Raw genomic sequence first — 14,470 nt, 5'->3', positions numbered from 1 at the left:
CCTTCACCCCCACAGGACCACCCCCATGACCCCACCCACCCGCCACATCCCCCACCACAGCATCATCGAGCAAAACCTCCCCACCTGGACCCGACACACCAGCGCCGAGCACTGGCAACGCCTGCGTCACGCCCAGCAACCGCCCCAGGGCCACGCCGGCCTTGAGGCCGACTGGTTCGCCAACGCCGCGCCCGACCTGCGCGAGGCGGTGCTTGTCGCTCAGGCCTGCAGCCGGACTTCTACGGCGGCGCTGGCGGGCAAGCTGCGCGGCTTGCAGAGCCTGACCGGCTTTGCCGAACCGCTGCTGGCCGAGCGCTTGCAGGCGGACTTTGGCCTGCGACTTGAGGTGCGCCAGGTGCAGTGGGTGGACTACGAAGAGGTGCTGTTTTCCCCGCGCCAGCCGCCCAAGGCGGTGGCCAAGGCACCGATCTGCCTGGTGCAGGCGGCGCTGCATAACTTTTATGCCAATCAGGCGTTTTTGTCGCCGAGCCATCTGCGCGACGCTGCGCAAACCCGGCTGGCGATTGCCCCGGCTGCCTTCGCCGCCGCCTGCCGGGCCCTGGACCTGGGCCAGCGCTATCAGGCGCATCTGCTTAGCCAGTACCGTGCGCCCTTCGTCGCCCAGCTGTGGATGACCGCCACCCAGGACCGTTTGCGCGCCGCCGTGCAGTTGGCGCGTTTGCGCCTGGATATTCGCGGCGAAACCCAGGAGCGCTTGCTGGCCCTGCTGGACGGCAGCGCCCAACTGATGCCGGTGCAGCAACCCAGCCTGTTCGCCGTCGCCCTGCGCGAGGTGCTGCTGTTTCACCCGCAAGGCCTGGGTGATGATCAACCCGTAGTGCTGTGGCTACCCGCCGCGCCAGACGGCGAGCTGGTTGAATATGCATCGCTGGCCGAGTGCACGGCGGCCTTGCAAGCGCGCTTGTGCAAGGCTGACTTCCGGCAGTTCTTCGCCCGCTTTGTCAGCACCGCGCAACAGGCGCATTTTTTCAGCGTGCTCAAGCGCAACCTCGATGGCGGCGACGCCAAGGCGGATGAGGACTGGCCCCTGCAAACCGGTGCCGACCTGCACCTGACCACCCGCACGCTGGCGAACCCACACTTTCGCTCGCTGTTCGAGCAGCACCTGCAACAGGCCCTGGACGATGCCCGTTTGCTGGCGGTGCCGAGCGCCGATGCCGATGCCGCGCGGCATGCGCAAATCAAGGCGTTCTGGGAAAGCAGCGCGCTGAATTTTCTCAATGCCGCGGCGTTCTTTGTCCCCGGCCTGGGTGAGGTGATGATGGCCGTGGTCGCCTATCAACTGGTCGAGGAAGTGGTCGAGGGCGTGCAGGCCTGGCAGATCGGCGATATCGATGCGGCCATGGAACATATGGAATCGGTGGCGTTGAACGTGGCCTTTATCGGCGGCCTGGCCGTGGCCGGCAAGGCGGCGGCGCAGTTATCGAAGCTGGCCGAGGTGCGCCTGGCCGATGGCCGGGTGCGTTTGTGGCAGCCAGACTTGGCCCCTTACCGCAGCGCCGTCGAGCTGCCCGCTGACCTGAGTGGCAATGACCTGGGCCAGTACCTGCAAGGCGACAAGACCTACGTGCGGATCGACGGTCACCTGCACGAGCAACGCTTTGACACCGCGCAGGGCCAGTGGCGCCTGGTCCACCCCGATGACCCCGGCGCTTATCAGCCGGAGCTGGTTCACAACGGCCATGGCGCCTGGCGCTCGGTTCACGAACGGCCGCTGAACTGGTCGGCCGGGCAACTGCTGCGCCGCCTCGGGCCGCTCAGCGAGGGCTTGGGCGATGCCGAGCTGCTGGCGGTGCTGGAGCTCAGCGGCACGTCCGAGGCGCAACTGCGCCAGGCGCTGGTGGGCAACGCACCACCGCCGCCGCTGCTCGCCGACACCCTGGCCCGCCTGCAGGCCGCGCGCCGGGCCGGCAGCCGCGCGCGGTTCGCGCAGAGCTACACGGCGCAGCCGCCTGCAGCGGCGAGCAGCGAACTGCCACTGGTTCGCGCCCTGCAAGGCTTGTACAGCCCGGTGCTGGCCAGTGCCGACAGTGATCGCCTGCTGCTGGCCTGTGTGCAGCGCCTGCCCGGTTGGCCTGAAGACCTGTCCCTGGAGCTGCGCGGCGGCGCTGTTGATGGTCCGCTGCTGGAACGGATTGGCCTGCGCTCGGCGCCCCGGTGCACGGTGGTAGTAAAGACCCTGGACGGTTACCAGGCGCCGCCCGAGCCATCGGTCGATGACCTGTTCGAGGCAGCGTTCAACAGCCTGGACAGCGACGCCCGTGAGGCACTGGCCGTGCCCGACAGCACTGCATTAATGACCAAGGTGCGCAGCCTGGCCTTGCAGCACCGCGACCAGCTCAGCCAATGGCTGTGGTCGTACCGGCGCTTTGCCTGGCCTGAAACCGGCGGCTTGCGCGGCGGCAGTGGCCGTGGCTACCCACAGGGCAGCCATGCCCTCGCCTCGCTGGTGGCGCGCTACCGCAGGCTGTATCCGGCACTGACCGACGCCCAGGCGCAAAGGGCGCTGGACAGCTGGGCCGGGGTCAACCTCAATGCCGCCGAGCAGCTCGGCCGCCTGGAGCAACAGTTCACCGGCCTGCAGCGCGACCTGGCGCACTGGTCCGCCGCCAACGAGGCGCGCCAGACCCTGCGCGACGAGCTGCTCAGCGTCTGGCAGCAGGAGCGCTATCGGCAATTGCCCGATGGCTCGCGGGTGTTCCAGCTGAACATGGACGAAACCGGGCTGAACACCGACGACCTGCGCAGTTTCCCGGCCATCCAGGCGTCGTTCGCCCATGTGCGCGAACTGTCGCTGGACGACAACCCGCTGGACGAGCTGCCAAGGGCCTTCAGCCGGCACTTCCCCAACCTGCAGCGCCTGTCATTGAGCAGCACCCAGCTGAGCAGCGTGCCCAGTAGCCTAGGCGCGCAACTGCGGGTCATGGACCTGTCGGACAGTGCCCTGATCTGGACCCCCGACGATCAGGCCGCCCTGCAGCAATACCGCAACCTGGAAGAGTTGCAACTGTCGGCCAACCCCCTGGAGACACCGCCAGACCTCAGCGCCCTGACGCGGCTGCGCATGCTCGACTTGTCGCACACGCAAATCAGCGCGCTGCCACCCGGCCTGCCAGGTTTGCAACAGGCGCAGTTGATCGACCTCAGCGATAACCTGCTGCAGCGCCTGCCGGTCGGTTTCGTGCTGCCCGAGCCCATCGCGCGGGCCCTGCGCCTGGAGAACAACCCCTTCGACGCGGTGACCCTGGAGCGCATCGAGCAGTACTTTACGGCCCACCAGGTCGACCTGATGGTCGCCGACGTCAACTATGACGGCCTGTTGTTCACCGCCACCCCCGAGCAACGGGCACTGTGGCAGCGCCTGCAGGTGCACGCCCCGCGCCCGTTCGTGCGCCACCTGCGCGGGTTGTATGGCCGCCTGGACTACCAGACCGCCCCCCACGCCACCTTGCGGCGCTGGTGGCGGGTAATGGGCTGGCTCGAACACGCCCCGGCCAACCAGACGCTGATGGTGCCTGAGATCGCCCGCAACCTGCTGGTTCTCGAGCCCCAGGCGCAAAGCGCCTTCGCCCTGGCGGCGCCGAACCCGGCCTTACGGGCCGAACGGCTGCTGCGCCAGGTGCTTGAGCGCGTGCGTTTGCAGGCGGTGCAGAGCGCCGCCGAACAAACCAGTACGGCGTTGATTCTGGGTGATGCCGCAGCAGCGGTGAACCGCGAGCCGATTCAGCAAGCGTTTTTCTTTTGGTTCTTGCAACAACTGGGCGAGGACCCGACCCTGGTCATGGCGCCTACGCCCCTGGCTGGCGAGCCGCTGTCCACCGAGTTGATCGAACCCTATCTGCAGCAACAACCGGGCGGCTGGCTGGAACCGTTGCGCGAGCACATTGAACAGCTCAACCCGGGCACCGAGGCGGGCCTGAACGCGATTTTGCAACGCTACCAGGGCACGCGACTTTTCGTTCATGCCGATTGGGCCGCCCTGCTGCGCCAACGCTTTGCCGCGCAGTTCATCGAGCTGGAAAGCCAGTACGCACGCACCCTGGAACTGGCCGAGGGGATGATTGAAGATCCGCAGCACCTGCAGGTCTATCGCCAAGACCTCGAGCAGCAGTTTTTGCAGCGCCTCGATGCCCTGGTGCGGCGCCTGACCCGCAATATCGAGGTCGAACCCCACGAAGAGTAATAATTACCACCCGCTGACAGGCGTTCGGGAGCTTGCTGACGGCTTCATGCCACAGGAGCCTTCCGCATGCCTTCCAGCAACCCGCACCACGCCTTCCTCAGCCAGCAATTGCCCGGCTGGGCCTTGCATGCCAGCCAGGAAAACTGGCAGCACCTGCGCCAGAGCCTGCTTACAACAGGCGCCGACGCGCTACTCAGTCCCCAGGCAAGGCAGTATCAACTGCAGTTACGTCGCTCGCGCAACGCCCTGCACGCCTTGCTCAAGCCTTTGCAAGGCGTCATGGCCTTCACTCAGCCCCTGCTCACCGCACGCCTGAAAGATGCCTTTGGCCTGGAGGTAGATGTCAGCCGTTGCACCCTGACGCCCGTCAGCACGAACATTGGTGGCTTGCTGACGGGGCGGGACGTTACCGGATTGACTGCCAGCCTGCTGCAATACGCGCTGCACAACTTCAGCGGTATTTACTTCGACCCACCCAGCGCCATTCGCGACGCCCAAGGCCAGGCCCTGGCGATCAGTGCCACGGCGTTTGCCGCCGAGTGTCGCAGGCTCGACCTCGGCCGGCGCTATCAGGATCATCTCGACGGGCTGCTGGTGTATGGCGACCAAGCCAGGCAGGTGCGCGACGCCTTCGAGCAGGTACACAAGGACCAACTGCGCCTGGACCTGCACCTTGCCCATGGACAAAAACGCCTGGGTGATAACGGCATGAGCGCCCTCAACGACCTGCTCGCCGGCCGAACAGCCGTGAAAATCGGTAGCCGGCCCGTGCGCTGCTGGTCGCTGAGCCTGTTCGGCATCGATCTGCACGATGCCTGGATGCTAGCCCCCGCCGAATCCGAGGCTGAACGTATCGCTCAGGTGTCGGAGCAACTGTCCACGCCGCTGGCGCTGTTCAACCCGCTGTCGATCTTTTCGCCGCGCCAGAGCGTGCTCGATCGCAACCGGCTGAAGTCTGTCGGCCCGGTGTTACTGTACCTGCCGGGCACCACGCCCGCCGTGCAGCAGTATCCCTCGTTGCAGGCGCTGCACCATGATCTCAAGGGCAAGCTGTGCCAGGCGCAGTTTCGCGCGCTGTTCATGCGCTTCGTACCCCTTGAACAACGCGCGCACTTTGCCAGCGTGCTCAGGCAGAACCTGGCTGCCAAGGCGGCGGCCGATGCCGACTGGCCGCTGCCCGGTTTTGCCAAGCTGCACCTCAAGCGCCAACTGATCGAAGGCGAACTGTTCAATTACCTACAAAGCGCCCAGCTGCGCCGCCTGCGCAACGAAGCCCGGACCCTGGCGGTGCCTACCGCCGATGTCGACGAACAGGCCCGCCAGGCGCTGCTGCAGGGCCTGGAAGACCTGGGGCTGAACTTTCTCAACCTGGCGGCATTCTTTGTCCCGGGCCTGGGCCAGGTGATGATGGGCGTGTTCGCCGCGCAGATGCTGTACAGCGCCTTCGAGGGTGTCGAGGCCTGGCAAGAGGGTGACGTCGACACCGCCCTGGCACACCTGCAGTCAATCGCTCTTAACGTGGCAGTCGCCGGAGGCCTGGCGGCAGCGGGTGGTGTGGCCGGCAAGCTGGTCAATGGCGAGTTGATGGAGTCGTTGATCAGCGTGCAACGTGCCGATGGCAGCCAGCGCCTGTGGCAGCCGACATTGGCCAGCTATCGCAGCGCCATGCAATTGCCTGACGGATTGCAGCCCAACTCCCTGGGCCAGTATGTGCTCGACGGCAGGCACTATATTCGCCTCGACGGCGAAATGTTCGAACAACGCCTGGACACGGCCACCCGGCAATGGCGAATCGTCAACCCCCGCGACCCCGCAGCATTCCAGCCGCCCCTGCTGCACAACAACCGGGGTGCCTGGCGGCACGTGCACGAACGGCCACTGCAATGGTCGCGGGCCACCTTGCTGCGGCGCCTGGGGCACCCGGTCGAGGCCTACAGCGACCAGCAACTGAGCCAGGCGGCGTGGATCAGCGGCGTCAGCGAAGACACCCTGCGCCGTGTGCATGTGCAACACGAGCAGCCCCCTGAGTTGCTCCTCGACTGCCTTGAGCGCTTACAGGCGGCAAACACCAGCGAAGCAGAGGTCGATCGCCTTGGCGACATCAGGTTCGATGACACCTTCGCCGGGCACTACGCCGGCCCACCGGCCGGGGTCAGCACCTTACAACTGGCCTTGCCGCGGGCCCTTGAAGGCCTGTACCAGCCCCGCCTGGCCAACGACGACTGCGAGCGCCTGGTGTTCGCCTGCCTCAAGCGCTTGCCAGGCTGGCCGGACTCACTGCGCCTTGAACTGCGTCGGGGTAATCCGGACGGCCCGCTGATTGCACAGGTCGGCCCCAAGCAGGCCAGCGAGCGCCGGGTGCTGGTCATAGCCGAGCGCTGGGATGGCCACGACTGGCGCGCCTACCGGGCCGGCCTGCCGCTGGCGGAATCAAGTACTAATCGCTACCAGGCGATCCTCGATGCCCTGCCCGACGCCGATCGCCAGCCCCTGGCACTACAGGCCAGCGACGGCGACCAGCTTGGCAGGCGTATCCTGGACCTGACACAGGCCAACCGCGACCAGCTTTCTCAATGGTTGTGGTCCTACGAGCCAGGCTGGTCGGACTCCATCGGTTTGCGCGGCGGGACGCCGATGAGTTACGGGCCAACGTCGCCGAGCACCTCGCTGGTGGCACGCTATCGGGCGCTGTATCCGCGAAGCAGCCTAGCGCAGATACGGGCAGCAATCGATGGCTGGCGCGCCGCCAACGTCGAACCCATCGCCGCGTTGCAACGGCTTGAAATGCAGTTGCAACGCCTGCGCATCGATCTGCAGAGGTGGGCCATCGACAACCCGCGGCGCCAGGAGGCGATACCCAACCTGATCGAAGCCTGGCAGCGCATGCATTTATCACCCACGGCCCAGGGGCAACCGCTGTTTGCCCTGTACCTGGACGAGCTGGACCTGGCTGGCGAAGACCTTGCCGGCCTGGCGCAACTCGAGCCGGGTATCTTCGCTCACGTTCAACTGCTGTCACTCAACTTCAACCCGCTGGGCCAACTGCCCGCAGGGTTCGCCAATCACTTTCCACAGCTGCGCAACCTGTCATTGCGCAGTAGCCTACTCAGCGAAATCCCCCAAGGCCTGGGTGAACAGCTGGTATCGCTCGACCTGGGTGATAACCAGTTGGCCTGGACAGCCAGCAACCAGGCCCGGCTGGCAACCTATCCGCGCCTGCAGCACCTGTTTCTGGAAGGCAACCCGATAACCACCGCTCCTGACTTCAGCGGTCATCTCTATTTGCGTCACCTCTCGCTGACCGGCTGTGGCCTGACGCAACTGCCGCGCGGCCTGGAAAACTTGCAGGCCCCGACTCTGATCGACCTGTCGGATAACCTATTGACGCACCTGCCAGAGCACTTCGACCCACCCCGGGCGGTCGGCCATGCGTTGCAGCTGGAGCGCAACCCTTTTACGCAAGAGACAGCGTTGCAGATCCAACGCTACTTCGCCGATAACCGGGTCGATCTACTGGTGTCTCAAGATGCCTACAGCGATCTGCTTTTTCAGGCGTCGGACGATCAACTGCTACTGTGGGAGCGCCTGCAGGTACCGCAACGCCTGAGTTTCGTCCGGCGCCTGCGCGAGCTCTATGACAGCTTCAGCTACCTGCTGGCGCCGGCCACCACGCGCAGGCGCCTGTGGCGGATTCTGGAGGTGGTCGAAACACAGCCGCCTGTCGATGAGTGGCTCGCCCAGTATGCCGGTGGCGCACGCATTCTACTGTTGGAAGACATGGTCGATGGCGTCCTCGCCCTCAATGGCAACGACCCCCGGCAACTCGGCCGCAACCTGCTGCAGGTCATGCAGCGGCGCACCTGGCGCCAAGCCATCCAGGCGCATGTCGAGCAACAAACACCGCCGGAGGACGCACAATTCGCGCCGCGTGCCCTGCGTCTCGAGGCGCTGTATTACTGGACCTTGCGGCAACTGGCCGAAGACCCGGCGATGATCATTGCGCAAACGCCACTGCCGGCGGAGGCACTGGTGACCGACTCGATCCAGCTGACCTTGCAACAACTGCCCGCCGACTGGGTCGAGCAGTTGCACCAACAATTGCTGACACTCACCCCCGACAGCGACGCCGGAGTCGAGGCGGTGTTGCGCCGTAATGAACAGCACCAGTACCTTAACCGGGACTGGGTTACCTACTTGCGATTGCGCTTTGACGAGCGCTTTGATGAGTTGGACGACGAATTGAATCAACGCTTGCAGGCCGTCCAGCAAGAAATCGCCAACCCCGATGAGCGCTCAGTGACCGAACAACTGGTACGGCAAAACCATCAAGCCGAGGAACACCAGTTGCTCAGGGAATTGACACAGCTCGTTTATCACGAATTGCTCAACGTGGAGTAACTGCCATGCTGGTTGGCCGTACGCGCGGCCAGCCAGCTATCAAACTCGGCCACCGGCATCGGCCGGCCCATCCAGAAGCCCTGGCCCTGATCACACCCGGCATTGCGCAAAAACGCGTACTGCTCGGCGGTTTCGATGCCTTCGGCGGTGATCTTGAAGCCCAGGGCGTGGCCCAGGTCGATGATCGCCCGGGTAATGGCGGCGCCATCATCGTCTTCGGGCAACTCCTTGATGAAAGCGCGGTCGATCTTCAGGTGGTCGATCGGCAGCATCTTCAGGTACGCCAGCGACGAATATCCGGTGCCGAAGTCGTCCACTGCAGTGGTCACGCCCAGTTCCTGCAACTGCGCAAGCACCGCGCAGGCGTGCTGCTGGCTTTCCATCAGCAGGCTTTCGGTGATCTCGACTTCCAGCAGGGTCGGTGCCAGGTCATAACGTTTGAGGCTGCGCCTGAGGCTGGCGACATAGTCGCTGCGCTCGATCTGCAGGGCCGCGACGTTGATTGCCACCGGCCCCGGCAGGCGGTCGGCGGCGCGCCAGGCGGCGATCTGCGCGCAGGCAAGATCCAGCACTTTCTCGCCCAGGGGGATGATCAGCCCGGTGCGCTCGGCCAGCGGGATGAACTGCGCCGGCGACACCAGGCCGTGCTCGGGGTCACGCCAGCGCAGCAGCGCCTCGGCGCCTTCGACGCGGCCGCTGAACAGGTCGATCTTGGGCTGGTACCAGAGCTCGAATTCATTGTGCTTGAGCGCCCGGCGCAGGTTGTGCTCCAGGTCCAGGCGCTGCTGCAGGCGCTGGGTCATTTCCGGCTGGTACAGGCGGTAGGCATTACGCCCGCTCTCCTTGGCCGCGTACATCGCGGTGTCGGCGTGGCGCAGCAGGCGGTCGGCGCTCTGCCCATGTTCCGGGCACCAGGCCAGGCCGATGCTGCCGGTCACCAGCGCGGCGTTGCCCTTGAGGTCAAACGGCAATTGCAGGGTTTGCAGCAGGGCCTGGATACGCTCGATGCAACGGTCATCCGGCCCTTTGAGAACAAAGGCAAATTCGTCGCCACCCAGGCGGCACAGGCAATCCTCAGGCTCGATGATCTGCATGAAGCGCGCCGTGGCCTGCTGCAGCAACAGGTCGCCCATGGCGTGGCCGAGGCTGTCGTTGATCTGCTTGAAGCCGTCGATGTCGAGCACCAGCACAGCCAGGCGCTGGCCCTGGCTGATGGCTTCGAGCAACTGCTGCTGAAAGCGCAGGCGGTTGGGCAGCCCGGTAATGGCATCGAAATGCGCCAGGCGCTCCAGTTGCGCCTGGGACTGCTTGAGTTCCAGGTTGCGCAGGTTGATCAGGTGATTGCTGCGGTTGAGCTGGGCGACGAACACGCTGAACAGCCCGGTGCAGGTCAGGGCAAACAAAAACAGCGGCGAGGCGAACAGGCTCATCGACGGCCAGCCGCCCAGGGGGCTGGCCGCCAGTTGCCAGAGCCCGCCGGGCACATCGACATTGACCGTCACCGGGTGCTGTTCGAACAACTGCGGGTCGCCCCAGATCACCGCGCCCGCCGGGCCCTGGCCGTCGGCGCCGCGCAGGGCCAGCTCGAAGCCCGGGTCCAGATCGAGCCCGGCGGTGCTGAGCAAGCGGTCGATATCGGCAACAATCGAGACATTGCCCCAGTACAGGTTGACGCCCTTGTGGCCCTTGAGGAACACCGGGCGCCGGTAGATCAGCCCGCGCCCGCCCTGCAGCAACTGCACCGGGCCTGCCAGCACCGGGCTGTAGTTGTCGCGGGCACGCTGCAGCAGCGGGTACTGGTCGGGCAGCCGGCGGTAGTCCATGCCCAGCACGCCCTGATTGCCATTGAGCGGGTAGACGTCGGCGATCACATCGTTGGGCGCCAGGGAAACATGGCGGATGTGCGGCACCGAGGCGATGGCCTGGCGGGCCATGTCGTGAAAATGCTCGGGGCTGATTTCGCCATCGGCACTCAGCAGTTGGGCAATGCCCTCGGTCTCGCCGAACGCCGAGCGCAACTGCGCCTCGATGCTGGCGCGCACGCCCGACAGGCGCGCGCTGGCATTGGCGATCACCTCGGCTTCCTGGCGCTGCACGTCCAGGCGCCCGAGCACCACCGACAGGCCGATGCCGATCAGGGCAAAACCTACGGGCAGCAGGCGATTGAGGGTGGTGCGCAGGTTCTTCGACAGGACCGGATTGTCATCAAGGGCGAGGATTCTTGTGCTCATAGGTCCGTAGTTCGCATCGCATTACTGCTTTATCGGCGCCGGCGGCGCATTGTTTAGCCAGGCTGGCTTTTTTTAGCGCGCTGGCGTTATGCTCAAACTGAAACGTTTCACCCATTACAGAAAAAGAGGTGCTGCGCCCATGGACCGTCTGCTCGATTCGCTGTTTCCCACCGCCAACGAGATCCCTGAGGCGTACCGCCTGGGTGAGCCGCTGGTGCAACGCGAGTACCTGGTCAACGGCCAGTTGCAGCAATGGGACGGGCCGCTGGCCACGGTGCGCAGCCCGGTGTGGCTCAAGGAGGGCAATGAAGAACGCCAGGTGATCCTCGGCAACACGCCACTGCTGGACGCCGACACCGCCCTCACCGCCCTGGACGCCGCCGTGCAGGCCTACGACAAGGGCCGCGGCGCCTGGCCCAACATGCGCGTGGCCGAGCGTATCCAGCATGTCGAAACCTTCCTGGCCAAGATGCGCGAACAGCGCGCGGCGGTGGTCAAGCTGCTGATGTGGGAAATCGGCAAGAACCTCAAGGACTCGGAAAAAGAGTTCGACCGCACCTGCGACTACATCGTCGACACCATCGGCGCCCTCAAAGAGCTGGACCGCCGCTCCAGCCGCTTCGAACTGGAGCAGGACACCCTCGGCCAGATCCGCCGCGCGCCGCTGGGCGTGGCTTTGTGCATGGGCCCCTACAACTACCCGCTGAACGAAACCTTCACCACCCTGATCCCGGCGCTGATCATGGGCAACACCGTGGTGTTCAAGCCGGCCAAGTTCGGCGTGCTGTTGATCCGTCCGCTGCTTGAGGCCTTCCGCGACAGTTTCCCGGCCGGGGTCATCAACGTTATCTACGGCCGTGGCCGCGAGACCGTCAGCGCGCTGATGGCCAGCGGCAAGATCGACGTGTTCGCCTTCATCGGCACCAACAAGGCCGCCAGCGACCTGAAAAAACTCCACCCGCGCCCGCATCGGCTGCGCGCAGCCCTGGGCCTGGATGCCAAGAACCCGGGCATCGTGCTGCCCGAGGTTGACCTGGACAACGCGGTGAACGAGGCGGTCACCGGCGCGCTGTCGTTCAACGGCCAGCGCTGCACGGCGCTGAAAATCCTCTTCGTCCATGAAGACGTGGTCGATGAATTCCTCGATAAATTCCAGCGCAAGCTGGCCGCGCTCAAGCCAGGCATGCCCTGGGAGCCGGGCGTGGCCCTGACGCCGCTGCCTGAGGCCGGCAAGATCGATTACCTCAATGGCCTGGTGGCCGATGCCATCGACAAAGGCGCCAGTGTCATCAACGAAGGCGGTGGCGCCAGCCGTGGCTCGTTCTTCTACCCCGCCCTGCTATACCCGGTGAATGCGCAGATGCGCGTGTACCAGGAGGAGCAATTCGGCCCGGTGGTGCCGGTGGTGCCTTATCGCGACCTGCAGACGGTGATCGACTACGTGCTCGATTCCGATTTCGGCCAGCAACTGAGCATCTTTGGTACTGACTCGGCCGAGGTCGGCAGGCTGGTCGATACCTTCGCCAACCAGGTCGGGCGCATCAACCTCAACGCCCAGTGCCAGCGCGGCCCCGACACCTATCCGTTCAACGGGCGCAAGAACTCGGCCGAGGGCACCCTCTCGGTACACGACGCCCTGCGGGTGTTCTCGATCCGTACGCTGGTGGCGACCAAGTTCCAGGACAGCAACAAGCAGTTGATCAGCGACATCATCCGTAACCGCGAGTCGAGCTTCCTGACCACCGATTACATTTTCTGACTGCCGCTCGTCCAGCGCCGCGACTTTTGATTTGCCCAATCGCCGAAACTGTATAAATATACAGTTTCGCGCCATTCACCCTGCGGCGCCTTAAAGGAGGATCAATAAAATGGCAGTCAAACCAATCCCCGAAGGACAGCACAGCATTACCCCCTACCTGGGCATCAAGGATGCCGCCAAGGCCATCGAGTTCTACAAGAAGGCCTTCGGCGCGCTCGAGATGTTCCGCCTCGACGGCCCCGACGGGCGCGTCGGCCATGCCGAGCTGAAAATCGGCGATTCCTCGCTGATGCTTGCCGACCCGTGCGATCAGTCCGGCGGGCTGGTCAGCAGCCAGTCGCTCAATGGCACGGCCGTTGGCCTGCACCTGTATGTCGAGGACGCCGATGCCACCTATGCCCAGGCCCTCGCCGCCGGTGCCAGCCAGGTTACCGAGGTCAAAGACCAGTTCTACGGCGACCGTAGCGGCACCCTGAAAGACCCGTTCGGCAACCTCTGGTTCGTCTCCACCCACAAGGAAGACCTGAGCGTGGAAGAGATCCGCGAGCGCGCCGCCAAGCTGTTTGGCGGCCAGTAGGGCCAGGTTCGGCTGGCGGGCATGTTCGCCAGCCGGGCTTTGCATTAAGGTGGCAGGCACAGGAAGGCAGGCCAGGATTGTCCATGCGAATCATCGAAAAAAACGCCGCGCTGGTGCGCACCCTTACCCCTGCTGAAGACGAGCTGTTGCGTGGGTTTGCCCAGGGCAACCTCGAAGGCCCGCGCTTGCTGCAGGCCAACCAGTTGCTGATCAAGGTGCGCGCTGCCGGCCATTGGCTGGCCTGTGATTGCCAGCCCAAGGCGATGCCGGTGCTCAACGTCAACCTCAACGGCAACACCGGCACCCTGTTCCTCAAGAACAACCCGGGCACCGCCGAGCACGCGCCAGACTGTGCGTTCATCAAGGACGAGCGTGAAAGCGCCAGCCGCGACAGCGACACTGATGAACCACCGGCCGCGTGGCTGGCGCCCGATGCGCCGCTGCGGCTGATTGGCGACTTCAAGCGCGCCAGTGAAGCCAGCAGCGAATCCGCAGGTACTGGCGACAAACGCGAACAGCATCGATTGCTGTCGTTGCTGCTGACCCTGATCGAGGCCAGTGGCCTGAACGTCTACGCCACTCACCTGAAAAAAGACCTCACCGGGCAGTTTGCCGAGTTGCGCGGGGTGGCCAGCCGTTATCCGCTGATCGAACGGGTGCCGGCCAGCAACTACCTGGAAACCCGCCTGGACATGAAGCACATGATGATGCTCAAGGCGCGCTTGCGCGAGTCCACGGCCTTTGGCACCCATCGCCGGCATGGCTTGCTGCTCGACTGCGTCAGCCAGATCAAGGCGCGCAAGGTGTTCAACGAGCGCAGCGAGGACGGCTTCGACTTTCAGGGCCATCACCTGCTCTGGGGCGGCAGCAAGACCCCGGGGCCGTTGCTGGCCCTGGCGATCTACTCGCCGGCCAGTGCAGGCAGTCATTTCTATGAGCTGATCCATGTCGCCAGCGTGCCGGTGCTGTCGCGCGGGCAGCTGTTTGCGGTGTACCGCGATGAAGAGCGCGAGCCGCTGAAAATGCTCATCTCGCTGATCGACTGGATGGCCAGCAAGGGCGTCAAGGTGATCATGCGCCGGCCGGTGCTCGGTGGCCAGGGCATGGACGCGCTGGTGCTCAGCTCCGACCAGGATCGGGTGCTGTCGGTGTCGCTGACCGAGCAACCACTGGGGCCGGAGCCGGAGGGCGAGGCCTTCAAGCGCTATGCCGACTTCAAGAGCCTGGACACCTTTCGCAAGTACGTGGCAGGTTTTTTCATGCGCGGGCGCGAGTAGCGCCGTTGGTCGCGTGCGTCGCAC

6 protein-coding genes are annotated in these 14,470 nt (G+C 64.9%); 5 read left to right on the top strand and 1 reads right to left on the bottom strand.

Annotation, left to right across the window (positions count from 1 at the left end; genetic code table 11):
- Nucleotides 1-25: 25 nt before the first annotated feature.
- Both LOY34_RS12190 and LOY34_RS12185 read left to right on the top strand, forming a co-directional pair.
- Nucleotides 26-4,204, top strand: a complete 4,179-nt coding sequence (locus tag LOY34_RS12190) for a leucine-rich repeat domain-containing protein (RefSeq protein ID WP_195883919.1) — start codon at nucleotides 26-28, stop codon at nucleotides 4,202-4,204.
- Nucleotides 4,205-4,270: 66 nt separating this feature from the next.
- On the top strand, nucleotides 4,271-8,602 hold the full coding sequence (locus LOY34_RS12185) for a dermonecrotic toxin domain-containing protein (RefSeq protein ID WP_195883918.1): 4,332 nt from the start codon (nucleotides 4,271-4,273) through the stop codon (nucleotides 8,600-8,602).
- Here LOY34_RS12185 and LOY34_RS12180 read toward each other — a convergent pair.
- Nucleotides 8,578-10,833: a bifunctional diguanylate cyclase/phosphodiesterase gene (locus tag LOY34_RS12180; RefSeq protein ID WP_195883917.1), complete on the bottom strand. Its 2,256-nt coding sequence runs from the start codon at nucleotides 10,831-10,833 to the stop codon at nucleotides 8,578-8,580. The genes LOY34_RS12185 and LOY34_RS12180 overlap by 25 nt on opposite strands.
- Nucleotides 10,834-10,972: 139 nt before the next feature.
- Here LOY34_RS12180 and LOY34_RS12175 point away from each other — a divergent pair, with 139 nt between their 5' ends.
- The 3 genes from LOY34_RS12175 to LOY34_RS12165 all read left to right on the top strand — a co-directional run bounded on the left by LOY34_RS12175 (nucleotide 10,973) and on the right by LOY34_RS12165 (nucleotide 14,446).
- Complete coding sequence (locus LOY34_RS12175; RefSeq protein ID WP_195883916.1) at nucleotides 10,973-12,592, top strand: NADP-dependent glyceraldehyde-3-phosphate dehydrogenase; 1,620 nt, start codon at nucleotides 10,973-10,975, stop codon at nucleotides 12,590-12,592.
- A 109-nt stretch (nucleotides 12,593-12,701) separates the two neighbouring features.
- Nucleotides 12,702-13,169 carry a VOC family protein gene (locus tag LOY34_RS12170; protein ID WP_093383327.1) on the top strand — a complete coding sequence of 156 codons (468 nt, stop codon included), beginning with the start codon at nucleotides 12,702-12,704 and terminating at the stop codon, nucleotides 13,167-13,169.
- An 83-nt stretch (nucleotides 13,170-13,252) separates the two neighbouring features.
- Nucleotides 13,253-14,446 (top strand): hypothetical protein, encoded by a 1,194-nt coding sequence (locus LOY34_RS12165; RefSeq protein ID WP_195883915.1) that lies wholly within the window; start codon nucleotides 13,253-13,255, stop codon nucleotides 14,444-14,446.
- The last annotated feature ends 24 nt before the right edge of the window (nucleotides 14,447-14,470 follow it).

It is taken from the genome of Pseudomonas sp. B21-009 (assembly GCF_024749345.1).
Classification (GTDB): domain Bacteria; phylum Pseudomonadota; class Gammaproteobacteria; order Pseudomonadales; family Pseudomonadaceae; genus Aquipseudomonas.
This window is presented reverse-complemented; position numbering and strand designations above follow the sequence as displayed.

Excerpts from the sequence above, each read along its gene's own strand:
- LOY34_RS12185 (WP_195883918.1), top strand. The coding sequence starts at position 4,271 with ATGCCTTCCAGCAACCCGCACCACGCCTTCCTCAGCCAGCAATTGCCC.
- LOY34_RS12180 (WP_195883917.1), bottom strand. The coding sequence starts at position 10,833 with ATGAGCACAAGAATCCTCGCCCTTGATGACAATCCGGTCCTGTCGAAG.
- LOY34_RS12165 (WP_195883915.1), top strand. The coding sequence starts at position 13,253 with ATGCGAATCATCGAAAAAAACGCCGCGCTGGTGCGCACCCTTACCCCT.
- LOY34_RS12190 (WP_195883919.1), top strand. The coding sequence starts at position 26 with ATGACCCCACCCACCCGCCACATCCCCCACCACAGCATCATCGAGCAA.
- LOY34_RS12170 (WP_093383327.1), top strand. The coding sequence starts at position 12,702 with ATGGCAGTCAAACCAATCCCCGAAGGACAGCACAGCATTACCCCCTAC.
- LOY34_RS12175 (WP_195883916.1), top strand. The coding sequence starts at position 10,973 with ATGGACCGTCTGCTCGATTCGCTGTTTCCCACCGCCAACGAGATCCCT.